17 protein-coding genes are annotated in these 19,421 nt (G+C 69.5%); 11 read left to right on the top strand and 6 right to left on the bottom strand.

Annotation, left to right across the window (positions count from 1 at the left end; genetic code table 11):
• A partial coding sequence (locus K0H49_RS25310) for an ABC transporter permease (RefSeq protein WP_257625118.1) occupies positions 1-921 on the bottom strand: 921 nt, incomplete at its 3' end.
• 31 nt (positions 922-952) lie between these two features.
• Entirely contained in the window at positions 953-2,206 is a 1,254-nt protein-coding gene (gene proV / locus K0H49_RS25305; protein WP_219218538.1) for a glycine betaine/L-proline ABC transporter ATP-binding protein ProV, read from the bottom strand.
• Positions 2,207-2,763: 557 nt separating this feature from the next.
• Here proV and fumC point away from each other — a divergent pair.
• From fumC to K0H49_RS25285, 4 genes are all read left to right on the top strand, one after another.
• Positions 2,764-4,161: a class II fumarate hydratase gene (gene fumC, locus K0H49_RS25300; RefSeq protein ID WP_219218536.1), complete on the top strand. Its 1,398-nt coding sequence runs from the start codon at positions 2,764-2,766 to the stop codon at positions 4,159-4,161.
• A 175-nt stretch (positions 4,162-4,336) separates the two neighbouring features.
• Positions 4,337-4,909: a YdcF family protein gene (locus K0H49_RS25295; RefSeq protein ID WP_219218534.1), complete on the top strand. Its 573-nt coding sequence runs from the start codon at positions 4,337-4,339 to the stop codon at positions 4,907-4,909.
• The gene (gene murC, locus K0H49_RS25290; RefSeq protein ID WP_219218532.1) at positions 4,909-8,718 is read left to right on the top strand and encodes a UDP-N-acetylmuramate--L-alanine ligase; all 3,810 of its coding nucleotides are present in this window, start codon (positions 4,909-4,911) and stop codon (positions 8,716-8,718) included. Before K0H49_RS25295 ends, murC begins: the two co-directional genes overlap by 1 nt.
• A complete protein-coding gene (locus K0H49_RS25285) occupies positions 8,715-9,869 on the top strand; it encodes a glycoside hydrolase family 3 protein (RefSeq protein WP_219218528.1) in 1,155 nt (384 codons plus the stop codon). Before murC ends, K0H49_RS25285 begins: the two co-directional genes overlap by 4 nt.
• Before the next feature lie 29 nt (positions 9,870-9,898).
• Here K0H49_RS25285 and K0H49_RS25280 read toward each other — a convergent pair whose 3' ends face one another.
• On the bottom strand, positions 9,899-10,516 hold the full coding sequence (locus tag K0H49_RS25280; RefSeq protein WP_219218527.1) for an NAD(P)-dependent oxidoreductase: 618 nt from the start codon (positions 10,514-10,516) through the stop codon (positions 9,899-9,901).
• Between the two features lie 104 nt (positions 10,517-10,620).
• Here K0H49_RS25280 and K0H49_RS25275 point away from each other — a divergent pair, with 104 nt between their 5' ends.
• Positions 10,621-11,538 (top strand): LysR family transcriptional regulator, encoded by a 918-nt coding sequence (locus tag K0H49_RS25275; protein WP_219218524.1) that lies wholly within the window; start codon positions 10,621-10,623, stop codon positions 11,536-11,538.
• Positions 11,539-11,554: 16 nt separating this feature from the next.
• Here K0H49_RS25275 and K0H49_RS25270 read toward each other — a convergent pair whose 3' ends face one another.
• Entirely contained in the window at positions 11,555-12,190 is a 636-nt protein-coding gene (locus K0H49_RS25270; protein WP_183028786.1) for a YqhA family protein, read from the bottom strand.
• 156 nt (positions 12,191-12,346) lie between these two features.
• On the opposite strand from K0H49_RS25270, the gene acs reads away from it, so the two are divergent.
• A complete protein-coding gene (gene acs, locus K0H49_RS25265) occupies positions 12,347-14,353 on the top strand; it encodes an acetate--CoA ligase (protein ID WP_219218522.1) in 2,007 nt (668 codons plus the stop codon).
• A gap of 98 nt (positions 14,354-14,451) precedes the next feature.
• Positions 14,452-14,946 (top strand): LapA family protein, encoded by a 495-nt coding sequence (locus K0H49_RS25260; protein WP_219218514.1) that lies wholly within the window; start codon positions 14,452-14,454, stop codon positions 14,944-14,946.
• A 6-nt stretch (positions 14,947-14,952) separates the two neighbouring features.
• Here the strand turns inward: K0H49_RS25260 and K0H49_RS25255 are convergent, their stop codons facing one another.
• The gene (locus K0H49_RS25255; protein WP_219218512.1) at positions 14,953-15,258 is read right to left on the bottom strand and encodes a c-type cytochrome; all 306 of its coding nucleotides are present in this window, start codon (positions 15,256-15,258) and stop codon (positions 14,953-14,955) included.
• A 105-nt stretch (positions 15,259-15,363) separates the two neighbouring features.
• Between K0H49_RS25255 and K0H49_RS25250 the strand changes: the two genes are divergently transcribed.
• The gene (locus K0H49_RS25250; RefSeq protein ID WP_219218510.1) at positions 15,364-15,618 is read left to right on the top strand and encodes a TIGR04438 family Trp-rich protein; all 255 of its coding nucleotides are present in this window, start codon (positions 15,364-15,366) and stop codon (positions 15,616-15,618) included.
• A gap of 15 nt (positions 15,619-15,633) precedes the next feature.
• Positions 15,634-16,185: a DUF3592 domain-containing protein gene (locus K0H49_RS25245; RefSeq protein ID WP_219218508.1), complete on the top strand. Its 552-nt coding sequence runs from the start codon at positions 15,634-15,636 to the stop codon at positions 16,183-16,185.
• Here the strand turns inward: K0H49_RS25245 and K0H49_RS25240 are convergent.
• Complete coding sequence (locus tag K0H49_RS25240) at positions 16,182-16,958, bottom strand: PP2C family protein-serine/threonine phosphatase (protein ID WP_219218506.1); 777 nt, start codon at positions 16,956-16,958, stop codon at positions 16,182-16,184. The two genes, K0H49_RS25245 and K0H49_RS25240, sit on opposite strands and share 4 nt — an antisense overlap.
• 137 nt (positions 16,959-17,095) lie before the next feature.
• On the opposite strand from K0H49_RS25240, the gene K0H49_RS25235 reads away from it, so the two are divergent.
• On the top strand, positions 17,096-17,299 hold the full coding sequence (locus tag K0H49_RS25235; RefSeq protein WP_219219178.1) for a DUF465 domain-containing protein: 204 nt from the start codon (positions 17,096-17,098) through the stop codon (positions 17,297-17,299).
• A 116-nt stretch (positions 17,300-17,415) separates the two neighbouring features.
• Entirely contained in the window at positions 17,416-19,413 is a 1,998-nt protein-coding gene (locus K0H49_RS25230; RefSeq protein WP_219219175.1) for an ATP-dependent DNA helicase, read from the top strand.
• Positions 19,414-19,421 lie beyond the last annotated feature (8 nt).

The following is a 19,421-nucleotide window of genomic DNA, read 5'->3' as shown; positions in this document are numbered from 1 at the left end:
GCCGCCCACGGCGATCATCGAAGCAATGACCACCATCGACAGCGACAGCATCAGCGCCTGGTTGATGCCGGCCATGATCGAGGGCATGGCCAGCGGCAGCTGCACCTTCACCAGCATCTGCCAGGGCGAGGCGCCGTAGGCGCGGGCCGCCTCGATCAGGTCGGGTCGCACCTGGCGCAGGCCCAGGTTGGTCAGGCGCACCAGCGGTGCCAGCGCGAAGATGATGGTCACGATCACGCCCGGCACGTTGCCGATGCCGAACAGCATCACCACCGGCACCAAGTAGACGAAGGCCGGCGTGGTCTGCATCGCGTCGAGCACCGGCCGCATGAGGCGCTGGGCGCGGTCGCTGCTCGCGAGCAGCACGCCCAGCGGCAGGCCGATCACGATGCAGAAGACCAGCGAGGTCAGCACCAGCGACAGCGTGACCATCGCTTCGGGCCAGATGCCCAGCATGGCCACGCCCAGCAGCGCCAACGCGGTGCCGACGGCCAGCGCACGGCCCGCGAACTGCCAGGCCAGCAGCCCGATCAGCGCGATCATGGCCAGCGTGGGCAGGCCGGTGAGCAGGCTCTGCACCCAGTTCAGCGTGCTGTCGATGGGCAGGCGCACGGTCTGGAAGAAGGGCCGGAAGTGTTCGACCACCCAGCCCAGGCCCTGGTTGATCCAGGCCTCGACCGGCAGCGAGCCGTCCCAGAGGCGGTGCAGCGCGAAGCCGTTGCTGGTGGTGGCGTCGGCCGAGCCCGCGAGCTGATGGGCCGCGTGGGCCGGCGCGTCGAGCCAGGCGCTGGTGGCGGAGGTGTCGGGCGCGGCCGAGATGGCCTCCCAGGGGTCGACGGACGCGGGGGCGGCGGGCGTGTTCAAGGCCGGTGTCGTCAGGTCGGGCGTGGTCAGCTCGGAAGGCAGTGTGCTGTCGTTCATCGTTCAGGGGTCCTTCTGCGGAAATTCGGTGTCAGTGCGGCTCGGCGGCCAGGGCGGGGGCGGCGTTGGGGGCGACCACCTCGATCGGCGGCGTGTCGCGGTCGAGGAACTTGAGCAGCGTGGTCTTGCTGATCGCGCCGCAGAAGCGGCCGTCGCTGGCCACCACGGGCAGCGCGCAGGGCGCCTGCGCGAGCTGGCCGATCAGGCCGGCCACGGGGGCGTCGGCGTCGATCTGCGGCAGGTCGGCGATGAAGGCGCGCTGCAGGCCCAGCGGGCCCGAGTGGCCGTCGAGCGCGGCGCGCAGCGTGTCGGCCGAGACCACGCCCAGGAAGTGCTTGGTCGGGCTGGTCACGTAGGCGAAGTCGCGGTCCTGGTCCTCGAGCAGCTTCAGGGCAGCGCGCGCGCCGCGTTCGGGGTGCTCGCTCACCACGGTGAGCGACTTGCGTGCGATGTCCCCGGCCTTGAACACGGCCGCCGCATCGACGCCCCGCACGAAACTGCGCACGTAGTCGTCGGCCGGGCTGCGCAGGATCTCGTCGGGCGTGCCGACCTGGATCACATGGCCGTCCTTCATGATCGCGATGCGGTCGCCGATGCGCATGGCCTCGTCGAGATCGTGCGAGATGAAGACGATGGTGCGGCGCTGCGCCTGCTGCAGGCGCAGCAGCTCCGACTGCATCTCGGTGCGGATGATCGGGTCGAGCGCCGAAAACGCCTCGTCCATCAGCAGGATCGACGGATCGGAGGCCAGCGCGCGCGCCAGGCCCACGCGCTGCTGCATGCCGCCGGAGAGCTCGTCGGGGTAGCTGTCGCCCCAGCCCGCGAGGCCCACCTGCGCGAGCGCGAGGTCGGCTTGTGCCAGGCGGGCCTTCTTGTCGGTGCCCGAGAGCTCGAGGCCGAAGGCGGTGTTTTCGCGCACGGTCATGTGGGGCATCAGGGCGAAGGACTGGAACACCATGCTGATGTCCTTGCGGCGCAGTGCGCGCAGCTTGGCGTCGGAGTGTTCGTTGATGTCGGCGCCGTCGATGACGATGCGCCCGGCGGTGGGCTCGATGAGCCGGTTGAGCAGGCGCACCAGCGTCGATTTGCCCGAGCCGGAGAGCCCCATGATGACGAAGATCTCGCCGGCCTGGATCTCGAAGGTGGCGTCGAACACGCCGATCGACTGGCCGGTGCGCGCCAGGATGTCCTGCTTGGAGAAGCCTTGGCGGACCAGTTCCAGGGCCTGTTCCGGCTGGTCGCCGAAGACCTTGAAGACATGGTCGATGAGAATTCCTTTGGCCATAACGCGGGGCTCCTTGTGTGAGGGTTGAACACGGCGCCGCCCCTGAGGGCGGCAACGGCCACGCCATCAGCCCATGGAACTGCCGAACAAAGCGCGTGAAAAGGCGCGTGCGATGGCCCGGCGAGCCTCAAGGGCTGCCGACAGGCACTGAAGACGACATGGCGACGAAACCAGTGCCCGCCGGATGCTTCATTCGCAGCGCGGCGGGCCTGGTCGAGGGGCGCCGCCTGGAAGAGCGTGACGTGGCAATGGGGCCGGAAACATCCGGCCGGTTTGCCGGGCAAGGCCCGGCGGGGACAACCTGGCACCGCGACGGGATTCGAGATCCGCGAGTAGTGCAGGCGGGACCCGGAGCGTCATCAACATGACTTCTAGGTCCGCGAAAGCGTTCGATCATAACTTTTTGACATGATGGATGTCAAGGCGCGGGGTGTACGGTGCTGTAGTCGCCCGCGCAATGGCCGTGTCAGATGAGAGCCATTCTTATCGGGGCGATACTCGGGATTGCACCCGGCGAGCGGGCGCATTTTTTCCAAGACTGCGGAGCTTTTCTCACCATGACGACTTCCCCCAAGACCCGTGCCGAGCGCGATACCTTCGGTCCGATCGACGTGCCGGCCGACAAGCTGTGGGGTGCGCAGACGCAGCGCTCGCTGCAGAACTTCGACATCTCCGGCGAGCAGCAGCCGCGCGAGATCATCAAGGCGCTGGCCCAGGTCAAGCGCGCGTCCGCGGTGGTCAACCACGCGCTGGGCCTGCAGGACGAGAAGAAGACCCAGGCCATCGTGGCGGCTGCCGACGAAGTCATCGCCGGCCAGCACCCGGGCGAGTTCCCGCTGGTGGTCTGGCAGACCGGCTCGGGCACGCAGACCAACATGAACGTCAACGAGGTGCTGGCCAACCGCGCCAGCGAGATCCTCGGCGGCGAGCGCGGCGAAGGGCGCCTGGTGCACCCCAATGACGACGTCAACCGCAGCCAGTCGAGCAACGACGTGTTCCCCACCGCCATGCATGTGGCCGCGGTCGAGGCCATCACGCACAAGCTGCTGCCCGCGATCGCCAAGCTGCGCGGCACGCTCGCGAAGAAGGCCGAGGACTTCGCCGACATCGTGAAGATCGGCCGCACCCACCTGCAGGACGCCACGCCCCTCACCTTGGGCCAGGAGTTCTCGGGCTATGTGGCGCAACTCGCGCACGGCGAAGCCCATGTGCGTGCCGCGCTGCCGCACCTGAGCGAACTGGCGCTGGGCGGCACGGCCGTCGGCACGGGTCTCAACGCGCCCAAGGGCTACGCCGAACAGGTGGCAGCCGAACTGGCCAGGCTCACGGGCCTGCCTTTCATTACCGCCCCCAACAAGTTCGAAGCCATGGCCAGCGTCGATGCGCTGGTGCACGCCCACGGCGCGCTCAAGACGCTGGCGGCCAGCATGAACAAGATCGCCAACGACGTGCGCTGGCTCGCCAGCGGCCCGCGCAGCGGCATCGGCGAACTGAGCATCCCCGAGAACGAACCCGGCTCGTCGATCATGCCGGGCAAGGTCAACCCGACCCAGAGCGAAGCCGTCACGATGCTGGCCGCGCAGGTGTTCGGCAACGACGTCGCCATCAACATCGGCGGCGCCTCGGGCAACTTCGAGCTCAACGTGTTCCGCCCGATGGTGGCCCACAACTTCCTGCAGAGCGTGCGCCTGCTGGCCGACGGCATGGTGAGCTTCAACGACCACTGCGCGGTGGGCATCGAACCCAACCGCGAGCGCATCACGGAACTGGTCCAACGCTCGCTGATGTTGGTGACGGCGCTCAACACGCACATCGGCTACGACAAGTCGGCGTACATCGCGAAGAAGGCGCACAAGGAAGGCTCGAGCCTGCGCGAAGCGGCCATCGCTTCGGGGCATCTCACGGCCGAGCAGTTCGATGCGTGGGTGATTCCCGAGAACATGACAGGTCGCTGAGCGTCGAAGGACGGCTGAGGGGCCGTGTGCCAGCATGGCCAAGGCCCTCGGCGAGCGCGTGAATGTTACAGTCGGTTTCTCCCTCCGGATAAAGGGCCCGTGCGTGATGTTCAGGCGTTTGAGTGAGCGCCTCGCGCGCGTCCGCGGGTCGGCTTCCGACCCTTCCGTCCCCCCGTTGCAAGACCTTGGCCCTCTCGACTCCAGAGAGGCCATCACGCGCTTCCTGTTCGTCCAGGATCCGCCGCAGGCTGTGGACCTGTGCTTCGTGCTCGGCTGCCCGACGCCCACGAACATGGACCCCGCCATCGCACTGCATGCGCGCGGCCTTGCGCCGCGCATCCTCGTCTCGGGCCACGGCCCTTCGCCGCAGGCCGTGCCGGAGGCGCAGCGCTTTCGCGACTACGCGCTCGAACGCGGCGTGCCTGCCTCGGCGATCCTGCTCGAGACCGAATCCACCAACACCCGCGAGAACTTCGTCTTCTCGGCACCGCTCATCGAGCGCGAACTGGGCTGGCAGCAGGTGCGCACGGTGGCGGTGGTCAGCAAGCCGTACCACGCCCGCAGGGCGCTCATGACGGCGCGGCGCCACTGGCCGGCCCATGTGCGTCTCGTCATGCAGCCCTCGCAGCACCCCGATGACCCGCCGGCCTCGACCTGGTGGCAGACCGAGAGCGGCCGCGCCTTCGTGCTGCGCGAACTGGTGGCCATCGGCACCTATGCCCAGCAGGGCGACATCGGGGGCTTCTGATGAAGGTACCTGCACGCGTTCATCTGGTGGGCATCGGTGGTGCCGGCATGGCCAGCCTGGCGCAGTACCTGCTGGCTTCGGGTCGTGCCGTCAGCGGCAGCGACCGCGCCCGGACGGCCGTCGTCGAGCGGCTGGCGGACGCCGGCGCGCGCATTGCATACGCGCATGAAGAAGCGAACATCGACGGCGCCGAACTGGTGGTCGTGAGCGACGCCATTCCCGCGGGCAACGTGGAGATCGAAGCGGCACGCCGGCGCGGCATCGTGGTGTTGCGCCGCGCGGAATGCCTCGACCTGCTGCGCGAAGGCCGTCGCGCGGTCATGGTGGCCGGCTCCCATGGCAAGTCCACCACCAGCGCCATGGTCAGCTGCATCCTCGACGAGGCCGGCCTGGACCCTGGCTTCGCGCTCGGCGCCGACGTGCCCTGCCTAGGCGACCGGCGCGCCAGCCCCGGCGGCCCCGAACTCTTCGTCGCCGAAGCGTGCGAGGCCTTTCGCAACCTCGACGCGTTGACGGCCCACATCGCCGTCATCACCAACGTCGACGACGAGCACGTCAACCACTATGCCTCGCAGGCGGCGCTGGACGAGGCCTTCACCGCCTTTGCCAACCGGGCGCAGGCGGTGGTCGTGTCCGGTGAAGACCCCGGCATTGCGCGGCTGGCGCTGCCGGCGGCCCGATGCACCACCTTCGGGCTGGACGACCGCCAAGCGGTCTGGGCGCCAGCCGGTCCGGCTCCTTTCGCCCCCTGCGTGCACGGGCTGCAGTGGGATCCCATCGCGCTGCGTCAACCGGGGGACCACATGCGCCGCAACGCCCTGGCGGCGATCGCGGTCTGCCACCTGCTGGGCGTGGCACCGGCGCAGATGGCGCGCGGGCTCGCGCGCTTCACGGGCGTGGCGCGGCGCTGGCAGGAACTTGGCGAGGCGGCGGGCGTGCGCGTGGTGGACGACTATGCGCACCACCCGGCCGAAGTGACGGCGACGCTGCAGGCCGCGCGCGCCGTAGCACCCGAACGCCGTCTGGTCGCCGCCTTCCAGCCCTTGCTCCACTCCCGCGTCCAGCGCTTGCAGGCCGAGTTCGTTCAGAGTCTGGCGCTGGCCGACCGGGTGCTGCTGCTCGACGTGGACGATGACGGCGAGCGCGCGCAATCGGCCGGCAGCGCGGCCATCGCAGAAGGGCTGCGTGGGCTCGGCATGGCGGTGATCTCGCGTGCCGATGCCGCAGACCTCGTGCGCCATGTGCAACAGGACACGCGCAGTGGCGATCTGCTGCTGGTGATGGGCGGCGGCGGCATGGCCGGCGTGGCCGAGCGGCTGCATTCGCAACTGCGGCAGCCGAAGCCGCCGGTGTCGCCAGCGCCCACGCCGGCGGCGGTACCGGTGCCGGTGTCGCGCGGCTGGACGCAGCGCTTCGCCGAGGCCCTGCACGGGCGCGGCACCGTGGTGACGCGGTTTCGCGCCGTTGCCAGCAGGCAACCCGACGCACCCGCGCTGACCGGGCGCGACGGCACCTGGTCCTATGGCGCACTGGACCGCGCCAGCGACGAATTCGCTGCCGGGCTGGGCGCGCGCGCGCTGGCGGGCGCGACCATCGGCGTGGCGTTGCCGCTGGGTGCCGAGCTGATCGTGGCCCTGCTCGGCGTCATGAAGGCAGGGGGCATCTACCTGCCGCTGGACCCCACCTTGCCCGAGGCGCGTCGCAGTTACATGCTGGCGCAGGCCGGGGCGGCCGCGCTGGTCGCGCCTGCGCAGACGGCGACGGGGCCCGTCCTCACCACGAACGCACTGCGCGCCACCGGCGGCAGGGTGCCGCCGCCGCCGCGCCTGCGCAGCGGTGCCTATGTGTGCTTCACCTCGGGCTCGACCGGCTACCCGAAGGGCATCCGCATCGATCATTCGGCGCTGGCCGCGCTGCTGGGCGACTGCGTGCCGCGCTTCGCGCTGGCTCCTGGCGCACGCATGCTGCTCAACACCTCGCCCAGCTTCGACGTGTCGCTGGCCGAAATCTGCGCGACCTTGTGCGGCGGCGCGACCCTGGCGGTCGCCGGCACCCGGCCCCTGGGCGGCGAGCGTCTGGCCGACGCCCTCGAGGTCATGGCCGCGACCCATCTGTGCGTCACGCCGAGCCTGCTGGCGAGCGCGGCACCGCGGCCGTTGCCGCAGCTCGATTGCGTGATCGCCTGCGGCGAGCCGTGCCCGCCCGAACTGGTCGAGGACTGGGCGCCGGGGCGGCGCTTCTTCAACGTCTACGGGCCCACCGAAGCGACGGTGTACGCGACGGCGGCCCGGTGCGAAGCGGGGGCGCGCATCACCATCGGCAAGGCGATGGCGCATGTGCGGGCCCATGTGCTCGACGAGTTCCTGCGGCCCGTGGCTGCGGGCGAACTGGGCGAGCTCTGCCTGTCGGGCGCCGGGGTGTCGGCAGGCTATATCGGGCGCGACGAAGAGACGGCGCAGCGCTTCGTCACGGTGCGCGTCGGGGTGCGTGCGCTGCGCGTCTACCGCACCGGTGACATAGTGCGTTGCGACACCGACGGCCTGCTGCATTTTGTGGGGCGCGCCGACACGCAGGTGAAGATGCACGGGGTGCGGATCGAACTCGGCGAGATCGAGCGCGTGGTGATGCGGGCGCAGGGCATCGTCGACGCTGCGGTGTGCCTCGTTAAAGACCCGCGCCCGGCGCTGCTGTGCTTCGTGCAGGCGGACCCGGATTCCGCGCCCGACCTCGCCGCGCTGTCACGCCAGCTGGGCGAATGGCTGCCCGAGAGCGCCGTGCCTTCGCGCATCCAGCAGGTGCCGGCCATTCCGCTCACGCCCAGCGGCAAGAAGGACCGGCAGCGCCTGGTGGCCGAACACGGCAGCCGCACAGTCACACGCGCGCCCGAACATTGGCCGCCGCGCACCGAAACCGAGACGCGTCTGGCGCAGCTGTGGCAGGAGGCGCTGGGCCTGGCCGAACCGGTGGGCATGCTCGACCGCTTCGCCGACCTGGGCGGTGATTCCCTGGGCTCGCTGATCCTGATCCAGCGGATCGAGGAGCGCTTCGACGTCACCGTGCCACCGGGCTACTTCGGCCGCATCGGCCCGCTGCCGCAGATGGCCACGCACCTCGACGAGCTGCTGTGGCACCGCGATGCAGCCGCTACCGCCGGGCAGGGTTTCACCGCCAGCCGCATCTACAGCCGCATGCGGGACCTCTGCGGCCACTGGCCGGGCGAGCGGCTTTCGCCTGCGTACCTGACCAGCACGCTGGGGCCGGCCGACGCGCCGCGGGCGCTGTTCCTCTGCTGCCAGATGGAGACCGAGTTCACCGCGCTGGCCGCGCGTCTGGCACCGGGCTATCGCGTCCATGGCATGCGCTCCGGCCATCTGGTCATCGACAACGGGCCGGGCGGCATCCGCCAGCTGGCGGCCCGCTATGCGCAGGAGATCACGGCGATCGCGCCGAGCGGACCGGTGCTGTTGGCGGGGGTGTGCCAGGGCGGCGCCATCGTGCGCAGCATCGCCGAGCAACTGCAGGCCGAAGGCCGCAGCGTGCCGTTGCTGGTGCTCATCGAGCCCGGCCGGCCGCAGCCCTATGCGGGACCGGTCGCGCTGATCTGCGCGCAGGACAGTTTCCTCAACCCGCTGCGCCCCGGCGGTCCGGGCATGGCGCCCTACGAGGCCGCATCGCCGGCCGGCGTCAGCCTGGACCAGATCCCCGGCATCCACGGCTTGGCCTGTGTCGAGCCGGCGGTGGAGTTCCTAGCCCACCATTTGACGCGCAGGGTGGAGGCGGCGCTCCAGCGCGACGCGCTCGCGGCGTGAAGCTGCCGCGCGCCGTGAAGCGGCTGGCCCGCATCGCTCGTGGGGGCCTGGGCATGGCCATCGGGATGGCTTACTACCCGGTGGCGTGGTTCGGCTGGTTCAGGGCACGCGATCCTTTGGCCGCGGCCGTATCGGAACTGCTGCTGGTCGGCTTCCACGGCGCCAGCAGCGCCTCGCCGTCGGCGCGGCTGCTGGCGCGACAGGTGCGGCGCGGGCAGGTCGGCGCGGTCTTCTTCGTCCACCAGAACGTCGGCAGCATCGCGCAGCTGAAGGGCCTGCTGCAGCTCTTTGGCGGCGGCGCGGGCACGCCGCTGCTGGCCATCGACCACGAGGGCGGCGTCGTGCAGCGCCTGACCGAAGCGCATGGTTTCACCCGCGTGCCCTCGGCGCGCGAGGTGGCCGCAGGCCTGTCCCCGGACGAGGCGTGCGAACTCTATGCCCAGGCGGGGCGCGAACTCGCGACGCTGGGCTTCAACCTCAACCTGGGTCCCGTGCTGGATGTGGACGAGCCCGGCAATCCGGCCATCGGCGTTTTCGGACGCGCCTACGGCACCGACCCGGAATGTATCGCGCGCTATGCGCAGGCCTTCGTGGACGGCTTTGCGAGCGCCGGCATCCTGTGTGCCGCCAAGCACTTTCCCGGTCATGGCCGGGCGGTGAGCGACAGCCACGACGGCGTGGCGGATATCTCGGCCACCTGGACCGAGGCCGAACTGGAACCCTTCGCGCGCGCCGTGGCGTCGCCGCACCCGCCGCCTTTGATGATGACGGGCCATCTGCGACTCGATTCCATGGCGCCGGATGGATGTCCCGCCACGCTGTCGCCAGCCCTCGTCACCGGCCTGCTGCGCGAGCGGCTGGGTTACCGCGGTGTCGTCGTGACCGACGATCTGGACATGGGAGCCATCAGCCGCATCATGGGCCGCAGGCAGGCGGTGGTGCAGGCGCTGGCCGCCGGCAGCGACCTGCTCATGGTCAAGAACCTCTTCCGCTACGACCCCCTGATGCCGCAACGTGCAGTGGGCTGGGTGCGCCGAGCCATCGCGCGTGGCGAGCTCAGCGAAGAACAGGTCCTGCAGGCCGCGCAGCGGGTGCGGGCCCTCAGGGCCGGTCCGGGTGTTCGACCGGCCGTGGATGCCACCCGCCCATGAAAAAAAGGACCCTCGCGGGTCCTTGTCGTTCAATAGCCGATCGTGTAGCGCTGGCGCGAATGCGCGGGCTTTTCCAGTTCGTCGATGAACGCGATCGCGTAGTCCTCAAAGCTGATCCAGCTGCGGCCTGCAGCGCTCAACAGCAGTTCGTCCTGGCCCAGGCGGAATTTGCCGGTGCGCTCGCCTTCGACGAATTCGGCCGAGGGCGAGAGGAAGGTCCAGTCCAGCGCCTTCTCGTTGCGCAGCGCGTCCAGGAACACGCCGCCGGCCGAGGCTTCGGCCTTGTAGGCCTCGGGGAAGTTCGGGGTGTCGATCACCTTCAGGCCGGGCGCCGCGAACAGGCTGCCCGCACCGCCGACCACCAGCAGGCGCTTCACGCCCGCGCGCTTCGCGGGCTCGATGATGGCGGCCGGCGGCACGGTCGCGAAATGCGCGGCGCTGAACACCGCGTCGTGGCCGGCCAGGGCCTTCTCGAGCGCGGCGCCGTCGAGCACGTCGAGGTCGACGGCCTTGACGTTGGCGCGGCCGGCCAGCTTGGCGCTGGCATGGCGCGCGATGGCGGTCACGGTGTGGCCGCGGCGCAGCGCTTCCTCGAGAAGTCGGCCGCCGGCGCGTCCGGTGGCGCCGATGATGGCGATGTGGCTCATGGGAATCTCCAGGAGAAAGTGGATGGGATGCATGGCATCTTAGGTTTCTGCTTTCGAAAGAAATACCTCGAAATTCGCGCTTGTTTATTCCTAGAATCGTTCGAATGGACCGATTGAATGCGATGCGGGTGTTCGTGCACGTGGTGGACGCCGGCAGCCTTTCGGCCGCGGCCGACAAGCTCGACATGTCGCGCCCCGTCGTCACGCGCTACGTGGCCGAGCTCGAACAGTGGACCGGCGCGCGGCTGCTGCACCGCACGACGCGCCGGCTGAGCCTCACGGCCGCGGGCGAGGAACTGCTGCCGCGCTGCCGCCAGGTGCTGGAGCTCGCGGGCGACATGCAGGCCGCCGTGCGCAATCCGGCCGAGGCACCGCGCGGCCAGTTGCGCATCACCGCCGGCACCTCCTTCGCGCAGGCGCAGCTGGCCGACGCGATCGCGGACTATGTGCGGCGCTATCCCGGTGTGACGGTCGACCTGGTGCTGCTGGACCGCACCGTCAACCTGGTCGACGAGCGCATCGACCTCGCGATCCGCACCGCGGCCGAGATCGATCCCAGCCTGATCGCGCGCCGGCTCACCGTGTGCCGCTCGGTGGTCTGCGCCTCACCGGCGTACCTGGAAGCGCATGGCCGGCCGCAGCAGGTGGAGGAATTGGCCGAACGCAACTGCCTCACGCATTCCTACTTCAGCCGCAGCCTCTGGAACTTCACGCGCAAGGACGACGGCACGCCCGTCTCGGTGGCGGTGGGCGGCAACGTGTCGGCCAACGATGCGGTGAGCCTGATGCAGCTGGCGCGCGCCGGCGCGGGCATCGCGATGCTGCCGACCTACCTCACGCCGGCGCAGCTGCAGTCGGGCGCGCTGGTGCCGCTGTTCCCCGCGCATGAGCCGCAGGCGATCGGCATGCACGCGGTGTATGCCTCCCGCAAGCACATGCCGGCCACGCTGCGCAGCATGCTGGACTTCCTGGCCGAGCGCTTCACCGAGCCGCCGGCCTGGGACCGGCTGCCGGCCGGGTAGGGCGCGCGCGCCAGGCTCAGTGCGACAGGTCTTCGTGGGCCGCGTTGCCCGTCATGAGCTTGTCGGTGTAGGCGATGGCGATGGCCGACAGCAGGAAGGTGATGTGGATCACGGTCTGCGCGATCAGCACGCGGTCGGTGTAGTTGTCCGCGTTGATGAAGGTCTTGAGCAGGTGGATCGAGCTGATGCCGATGATGGCCGTGGCCAGCTTGACCTTGAGCACCGAGGCGTTCACATGGCTCAGCCACTCGGGCTGGTCGCGATGGCCTTCGAGTTCCATGCGGCTCACGAAGGTCTCGTAGCCGCCCACGATCACCATGATCAGCAGGTTGGAGATCATCACCACGTCGATCAGCGCCAGCACCACCAGCATGATCACCGTCTCGTTGAGCGAGGTGACCGGCGCGCTGGTCTTGTAGCCGATGCTGTTGATCAGCGCCTGCAGCGCGGTCTGGCTGCCGAAGGCTGCCTCCACCAGATGCAGCAGCTCGACCAGGAAGTGCACCACGTACACCGCCTGCGCGATGATCAGGCCCAGGTACAGCGGCAGCTGCAGCCAGCGGCTCGCGAAGATCAGCTTGGGCAGCGGGCGCAGCGGGGAGCGGCGCGCGACGGGTGGGTTCAGGGGATCGATACGGTCGGGTGCGGACATCGCGAAAGGGGGAAGCGGAGGACGCGCGATTCTAGGGGTGGCGCCATGACGTCGCGGAGAAGCCCTTACCGGGGCGCTACCATGTCTTCGTCAGTCGTCCGTAAGTGGCAACCCCGACATTACGGCCGCATTCCATCCCCCCGGCAGGAGACAACAATGAGCCAAACATCGAACATCGAATCCGTCCTGGTCGAGAACCGCGTGTTCCCGCCTGACGCCCGCGCGCAGCAGGGCGCCCGCATCAGCGGCATGGCCGCCTATGACGCACTGTGCGCCGAGGCCGCGCAGAACCCCGACGCCTTCTGGGCCCGGCTGGCACGCGAGAACCTGGACTGGACGAAGCCCTTCACCCGCACGCTCGACGAATCCAACGCACCGTTCTACCAGTGGTTCGGCGACGGCGAGCTCAACGCCTCGGCCAACTGCCTGGACAAGCACATGGGCACGCCGGTCGAGCACAAGACCGCGATCGTCTTCGAGGCCGACGACGGCAGCGTCACGAAGATCAGCTACCGCGACCTGCTGACCCGCGTGTGCCAGTTCGCGAATGCACTCAAGGCCGAGGGCATCCAGAAGGGCGACCGCGTCATCATCTACATGCCGATGACGGTCGAGGGCGTGATCGCGATGCAGGCCTGCGCGCGCATCGGCGCCACCCACAGCGTGGTGTTCGGCGGCTTCTCGGCCAAGGCGCTGCAGGAACGCATCATCGACGCCGGTGCGGTCGCGGTCATCACCGCCAACTACCAGCTGCGCGGCGGCAAGGAGCTGCCGCTCAAGGCCATCGTCGACGACGGCATCGCGCTGGGCGGCTGCGAATCGATCAAGAGCGTGCTGGTCTACGAGCGCACGCTCAGCGACTGGAAGCGTGTCGAAGGCCGCGACAAGACCTTCACCGAAGCCATCTCCGCGCTCGAAGGCCAGAGCCACGAGTGCCCGCCCGAACCGGTGGGCGCCGAGCATCCGCTGTTCATCCTCTACACCTCGGGCTCGACCGGCAAGCCCAAGGGCGTGCAGCACGCCACCGGCGGCTACCTGCTGTGGGCCAAGCTCACGATGGACTGGACCTTCGACCTGCGTCCCGAGGACGTGTTCTGGTGCACCGCCGACATCGGCTGGATCACCGGCCACACCTACGTCGCCTACGGCCCGCTGGCTGCCGGTGCCACGCAGGTGGTGTTCGAGGGCATCCCGACCTTCCCGCATGCGGGACGCTTCTGGCAGATGATCGAGAAGCACAAGGTGTCGATCTTCTACACCGCGCCCACGGCGATCCGCTCGCTGATCAAGGCCGCCGAATCCGACGAGAAGGTGCACCCGAAGAACTGGGACCTGTCCAGCCTGCGCATCCTGGGCTCGGTGGGTGAGCCGATCAATCCGGAAGCCTGGATGTGGTACCACCGGAACATCGGCCACGAGAAATGTCCGATCGTCGACACCTTCTGGCAGACCGAGACCGGCGGCCACGTGATCACGCCGCTGCCGGGCGCCACGCCGCTGGTGCCGGGCTCGTGCACGCTGGCGCTGCCGGGCATCGCGGCGGCCATCGTCGACGAGACCGGCAAGGACCTGCCCAACGGCGCGGGCGGCATGCTGGTGATCAAGCGGCCCTGGCCCTCGATGATCCGCACCATCTGGAACGACCCCGAGCGCTTCAAGAAGAGCTACTTCCCCGAGGAGATGGGCGGCACGATCTACCTGGCCGGCGACGGCGCGGTGCGCAGCGCGGACCGCGGCTACTTCCGCATCACGGGCCGCATCGACGACGTGCTCAACGTCTCGGGCCACCGCCTGGGCACGATGGAGATCGAATCAGCGCTGGTGGCCAAGACCGACCTGGTGGCCGAGGCCGCCGTGGTGGGCCGGCCCGACGACGTGACGGGCGAGGCGGTCTGCGCCTTCGTGGTGCTCAAGCGCGGCCGCCCGACCAGCGACGAAGAAGCGAAGAAGCTCGCGACCGAGCTGCGCAACTGGGTGGCCAAGGAGATCGGCCCGATCGCCAAGCCCAAGGACATCCGCTTCGGCGAGAACCTGCCCAAGACGCGCAGCGGCAAGATCATGCGGCGCCTGCTGCGTTCGCTGGCCAAGGGCGAGGCGATCACGCAGGACACCTCGACCCTGGAGAATCCGGCCATCCTCGAGCAGTTGGGCAAGGCTTACTGAGCGCGCGGCGGCGGCCCTCGCGCCGCTGTCCCACAAGGGCCTTGGGGCCCATGCGTTAAAACCCGGTCTTCATTGTCTTTGGCGAAAGGGAGGACCGCATGGGTCTGAGAACAGGCGTTTTGTTGCTGGTGGTGCTGGTGATCGCAGCCTTGGCCGCGCTCAACTGGGGCTGGGTGGCCAGCCCCGTGCTGATGTCGCTGGGCTTCATGCAGGTCACGGCGCCGCTGGGGCTGATCATGCTGGGCCTCACGGTGCTGCTGGGCATCCTCTTCGTGGCCTACGTGGTCTACCTGCAGAGTTCGGTGTTGCTCGAGACGCGCCGCCACACGCGCGAGATGCAGACCCAGCGCGACCTGGCCGACAAGGCCGAGGCCTCTCGCTTCACCGAGTTGCGCAACTTCCTCGAAGCCCAGGAGAACACCCACATGAGCCGCAACGCCGAACGCCACGCGGCGCTGCTGGCGCGCGTCGAGCAGCTGGAGGCTTCGCTGCGCCAGCGTGGTGACCAGACCGACAACACCATGGCGGCGCACATGGGCCAGCTCGAAGACCGGCTCGAGCGCCGTTCGGGCGGGGCCGAGCCGCGCTTCTGAACGCGCCTACTTGGTCGAGAGGATCCAGCCCGCCAGCTTCTTGGCATCGGCTTCGCTGACCTGGTTGTTGGCCGGCATCGGCACCGGTCCCCAGACGCCCGAACCGCCCTTGCGGATCTTGTTGGCCAGGGTGTCGACCGCGCCCTTGTCGTCCTTGTACTTCGCGGCCACGTCCTTGAACGAGGGGCCGAGCACCTTGCGTTCCACGGCATGGCAGCTCATGCAGTTCTTCGAGGTGGCCAGCGCCAGATCGGCGAAGGCCGGCGCCGCCAGGCCGAAGCCCAGGAGGGCGACCGACAGGACTTTTTTCATGGGATGTTCTTCGTAAGGGCTGGGTTACATTCGATGCAACGCGATTGTAGGTAGCCATGCCGAGGCCCCGGTCCGCGTTGCCTGCAAACCCCGAAGGGATTCGCGATGTGGTTTTTGTTGTTGGGTCTGTTGGGCGTGGGCCTCAAGTACTTCGAGGTCGGCGCGGTGGGCGGCTGGAGCTGGTGGATCGTGCTGTCGCCCTTCGCGCTGGCGCTGGCGTGGTGGGCCTGGGCCGATTCGTCGGGCTACACCAAGCGCAAGGTGATGGAGCGCGAGGCCCGGCGCAAGCAGGTGCGCATCGATCGCCAGCGCGCCAACATGGGCCTGCCGACCCGCGACGGCCAGCGCACGCGGCGTTGAACGGGTCCTGCCCCCATGGATGACGAGCTCGTACGTTGCGCGTTGACCGCGTTCAAGTACGCGCTGTTCGCCGGGCTGGCGCTAGGCGCCTTCCTGTTCTCTCGCCGCAGGTTCCTCTGGGGCGTCGGCCTGCCTGCCCTGCTGATCGGCGGTACGGCCTTGATCGGCGCGGCCGTGGTGGGCTGGGATCGCTACCATTCCCTGGCGGGCACGATCGGCGTGGAAGGCCGTCTGCAGCGCTACGTGATCGAGCGCAGCACCCCTCTCGGCGGCCGCACCACGGAGACGCGCGCGCCGGTGGTCGAGTACATCGCGGCCGACGGCCAGAAGCGCAGCCTCAAGGGCCTGGGTGGCAGCGCACCCGGCAGGGCTTCGGGTGATACGGTGTCCGTGCGCTACGACCCGGCCGATCCCGCGCAGGCGCGGGTGGCCGACTTCCAGAACACCTGGGGCATCGTGCTGGCGTTGGGCGTCTTCGGGCTGTTCCCGATGGCGATCGGTCTGTTCGTCACGCGGCTGGCCTGGCGCATGAAGACGGCGACGGTCGTCTTTCGACGCGGCGCCTAGTGTGCCGTGTCGTCGGGCAGCGCTTCGACCTTGAGAACCGCCAGCGAGATGTTGTCGCCGCCGCCGCGTGCGCGGCGCCGCACTTCGTCCACCAGCAGCTCGACGGCGGCGCGCGGCGGCTGTTCGGCCAGCACCGCGCCCATCTCCTCGTTGTCGAAGTAGTGCCACAGGCCGTCGCTGCAGGCCAGCAGCAGGTCGCCGGGTTCCAGCTGGGGAATGAAGTGGAGTTCCACTGGCGGCGGTGTGGTGGTCATCCCGAGGCAGCCGAGCAGGATGTTGGCCTGCGGGTGCGCATTGGCCTGCGCTTCGGTGATCTCGCCGCGATCGATCAGCGTCTGGACGTAGGAATGGTCGCGGGTGCGCCGAACCAGCCGGCCGTGGCGGAAATGGTAGATGCGCGAATCGCCGGCATGAATCCAGGTGCAGTCGCCCTTCGGGTTCACGAGGAAGGCGGCCAGCGTGCTGTGCGGCTCCTGTTCACTCGACAGGGCCGTGAGCTTGATGACGGTGTGCGCTTCTTCGAGCAGTTGGCGCAGCAGGGCCGAGGCGTCGTCGTGCACGGGGCGATAGCGGGCGAACAGCTGCTGCGCGGTCATGAGCACCTGGTCGGAGGCCTTGCGGCCACCGCTGCGGCCGCCCATGCCGTCGGCGATCACGCCCAGCACGCAACCGACGGCGCGAGGATGGCTGAGCACGGCGACCTGGTCCTGCTGATAGGGCCTGTCGCCCTTGTGCAGGGCGGTCGCGGCGGAGAGTCTGAAACCTCGTGTCATGGCGCTGATGCGCCAATGGCGCGCTGAGAAGGGCGGGCATCGCGGAGGCGATGCGAGGACGTATTATCGAGTGAAGCTGCGCCGTCGCCGACTGCGCCAGGCATCGGTCAATGCCGATGTCCGACTTATTGCGCTCCTTGGACTCCAATCTTCATTCCCCTTCCCGCCAGCTGATCGCATTGCGCATGGAGCATGCCGATCTCGACGCCACCGTCGATCGACTGGACGGCCTGATGCCGCAGGACGAACTGCTGTTGCGTCGCCTCAAGAAACGCCGCCTGGCACTGCGCGATCAGATCGCGCGCCTCGAGCGGGCGACGGACCCGAAAGAGCCGGCCTGATGGCATCCGACACCGGTGCCGGGTCGGCCTGGGACGACGATGAGGACGATGCGGCGCTGATGGGCGGCGCGCCGTCGGCCGATCGGCCGCGGGCCGCGGCGGGTGGCCTGTCCGAGATGGTGGCCGAGGTGTTCGCGGAAGGCGGCGCGCTCTCGCACGCGGCCGACGAGTTCCGTGAACGCCACGGCCAGACCCAGATGGCGCTGGCCGTGGCACGCACCATCGACGAAGGCGGCGTGCTGGTGGTCGAGGCCGGCACCGGCGTCGGCAAGACCTTCTCCTATCTGGTGCCGGCGCTGCTCAGCGGCGAACGCGTGCTGCTCTCGACCGCCACCAAGACACTGCAGGACCAGCTCTTCGGCCGCGATCTGCCGCGGCTGGTCGATGCCCTGAAGCTGCCGGTGCGCATGGCCCTGCTCAAGGGACGCGGCAGCTACCTGTGCCAGCACCGGTTGGGGCAGGCGCGCCACGATGCTTCGCTGCCCGAGCGCGGCAGCCTGCGCACGCTGGCCAAGATCGAGCAGTGGGCCACCGCCACCCGCACCGGCGACCTGGCCGAGCTGCCGGGCCTGGACGAACGCTCGCCGCTGCTGCCGCTGATCACCTCGACGCGCGAGAACTGCCTGGGCGCCCAGTGCCCGCAGTTCAAGCCCTGCCACGTCAATGCGGCGCGGCGCGAGGCGCTGGCCGCCGACGTGGTGGTCATCAACCATCACCTGTTCTTCGCCGATCTCGCGGTGCGCGAGTCGGGCATGGCCGAGCTGCTGCCTTCGGTGCGCGTGGTGGTCTTCGACGAGGCCCACCAGCTCAACGAGACCGGCGTGCAGTTCCTCGGCGTGCAGATGGGCAGCGGCCAGGCGCTCGACTTCGCGCGCGACGTGCTCGCGGCCGGCTTGCAGCATGCCCGGGGGCTGGTCGACTGGACCTCGCTGGTGGCGGCGGTCGAGCGTGGTGCGCGCGAGCTGCGGATGTCGGTCGGCCAGCAATGGCCGGGCGCCAAGCTGCGCTGGGCCGGCCCGGCCCCCGAGGGAGTCGCCCAGGCGCCGTGGCAGGACGCGCTCGACGAACTGCAGCAGGCTTTCGAGGACGCCGCCGAAGGGCTGGCGACCGTGAGCGAGATCTCGCCGGACTTCGTGCGCCTGCACGAGCGCGCCCAGCAGCTGGCCGCGCGGGTCGACCGCTTCGCGCAGCCCTGCGCGCTGGGCTCGGTGCGCTGGGTCGACGTGGGCGCGCAGCTGCGGCTGGTCGAGTCGCCGCTGGACATCGCGGAGGCGGTGCGCAAGCGCGTGTTGAAGAAGGATTCGGACGATGCCGAGGACCGCGGGCGGGCCTGGGTCTTCACCTCGGCCACGCTGGGCGACGACCCGCAGCTGCGCTGGTTCACCGAACCCTGCGGCCTGACCGATGCCGAGGTGCTGCGGGTCCAGAGCCCCTTCGACTACGCACGGCAGGCCGCGCTCTACGTGCCGCGCGATTTCCCCAAGCCCAACGATCCGGCGCACGGCGCGCGCGTGGCGGCGCTGGCCGCGCGCGGTGCCGCGGCGCTGGGTGGCCGCACGCTGGTGCTGACCACCACCTTGCGCGCGCTGCGCACCATCGGCGACGAGATGCGCCGCCGGCTCGAGGGCGAGCCGCCCGATCGGCGGCCGGAGGTGCTGGTGCAGGGCGAACTGCCCAAGCGCGTGCTGATGGATCGTTTCCGCGAGGGCGCGAGCGGTGGCCGCGCCGGCTGCGTGCTGGTGGCCTCGGCCTCGTTCTGGGAGGGCTTTGATGCGCCCGGCGATGCACTGCAGCTGGTGGTGATCGACAAGCTGCCCTTTCCGCCGCCCAACGATCCGCTGGTGGAGGCGCGCTCGCAGCGCCTGGAAGCGCAGGGGCGCAATGCCTTCGGTGACTATTCGCTGCCCGAGGCGGCGGTGGCGCTCAAGCAGGGCGCCGGGCGCCTGATCCGGCGCGAGTCGGACCGAGGCGTGCTGGCCATCTGCGACACCCGGCTGGCCGTGATGGGCTATGGCCGCCGGCTGGTGGCGGCCTTGCCGCCCATGCGGCGGCTCGAGGGGGAGGCGGATTTCGATGCGGCCGTGGCCGAACTCCGGGCCGGCGACCTGGCCTGAGCGCGTTC

It is taken from the genome of Variovorax boronicumulans, assembly GCF_019352895.1.
In the GTDB taxonomy this organism is placed as follows: Bacteria; Pseudomonadota; Gammaproteobacteria; order Burkholderiales; family Burkholderiaceae_C; genus Variovorax; species Variovorax boronicumulans_A.
This window is presented reverse-complemented; position numbering and strand designations above follow the sequence as displayed.

Bases quoted from the DNA above. Each gene is read 5' to 3' on its own strand.
- K0H49_RS25255 (WP_219218512.1), bottom strand. From the start codon at position 15,258: ATGAAAAAAGTCCTGTCGGTCGCCCTCCTGGGCTTCGGCCTGGCGGCG.
- K0H49_RS25270 (WP_183028786.1), bottom strand. From the start codon at position 12,190: ATGTCCGCACCCGACCGTATCGATCCCCTGAACCCACCCGTCGCGCGC.
- K0H49_RS25260 (WP_219218514.1), top strand. From the start codon at position 14,452: ATGGGTCTGAGAACAGGCGTTTTGTTGCTGGTGGTGCTGGTGATCGCA.
- proV (WP_219218538.1), bottom strand. From the start codon at position 2,206: ATGGCCAAAGGAATTCTCATCGACCATGTCTTCAAGGTCTTCGGCGAC.
- fumC (WP_219218536.1), top strand. From the start codon at position 2,764: ATGACGACTTCCCCCAAGACCCGTGCCGAGCGCGATACCTTCGGTCCG.
- murC (WP_219218532.1), top strand. From the start codon at position 4,909: ATGAAGGTACCTGCACGCGTTCATCTGGTGGGCATCGGTGGTGCCGGC.
- K0H49_RS25275 (WP_219218524.1), top strand. From the start codon at position 10,621: ATGGACCGATTGAATGCGATGCGGGTGTTCGTGCACGTGGTGGACGCC.
- K0H49_RS25230 (WP_219219175.1), top strand. From the start codon at position 17,416: ATGGTGGCCGAGGTGTTCGCGGAAGGCGGCGCGCTCTCGCACGCGGCC.
- K0H49_RS25240 (WP_219218506.1), bottom strand. From the start codon at position 16,958: ATGACACGAGGTTTCAGACTCTCCGCCGCGACCGCCCTGCACAAGGGC.
- K0H49_RS25245 (WP_219218508.1), top strand. From the start codon at position 15,634: ATGGATGACGAGCTCGTACGTTGCGCGTTGACCGCGTTCAAGTACGCG.
- acs (WP_219218522.1), top strand. From the start codon at position 12,347: ATGAGCCAAACATCGAACATCGAATCCGTCCTGGTCGAGAACCGCGTG.
- K0H49_RS25280 (WP_219218527.1), bottom strand. From the start codon at position 10,516: ATGAGCCACATCGCCATCATCGGCGCCACCGGACGCGCCGGCGGCCGA.
- K0H49_RS25250 (WP_219218510.1), top strand. From the start codon at position 15,364: ATGTGGTTTTTGTTGTTGGGTCTGTTGGGCGTGGGCCTCAAGTACTTC.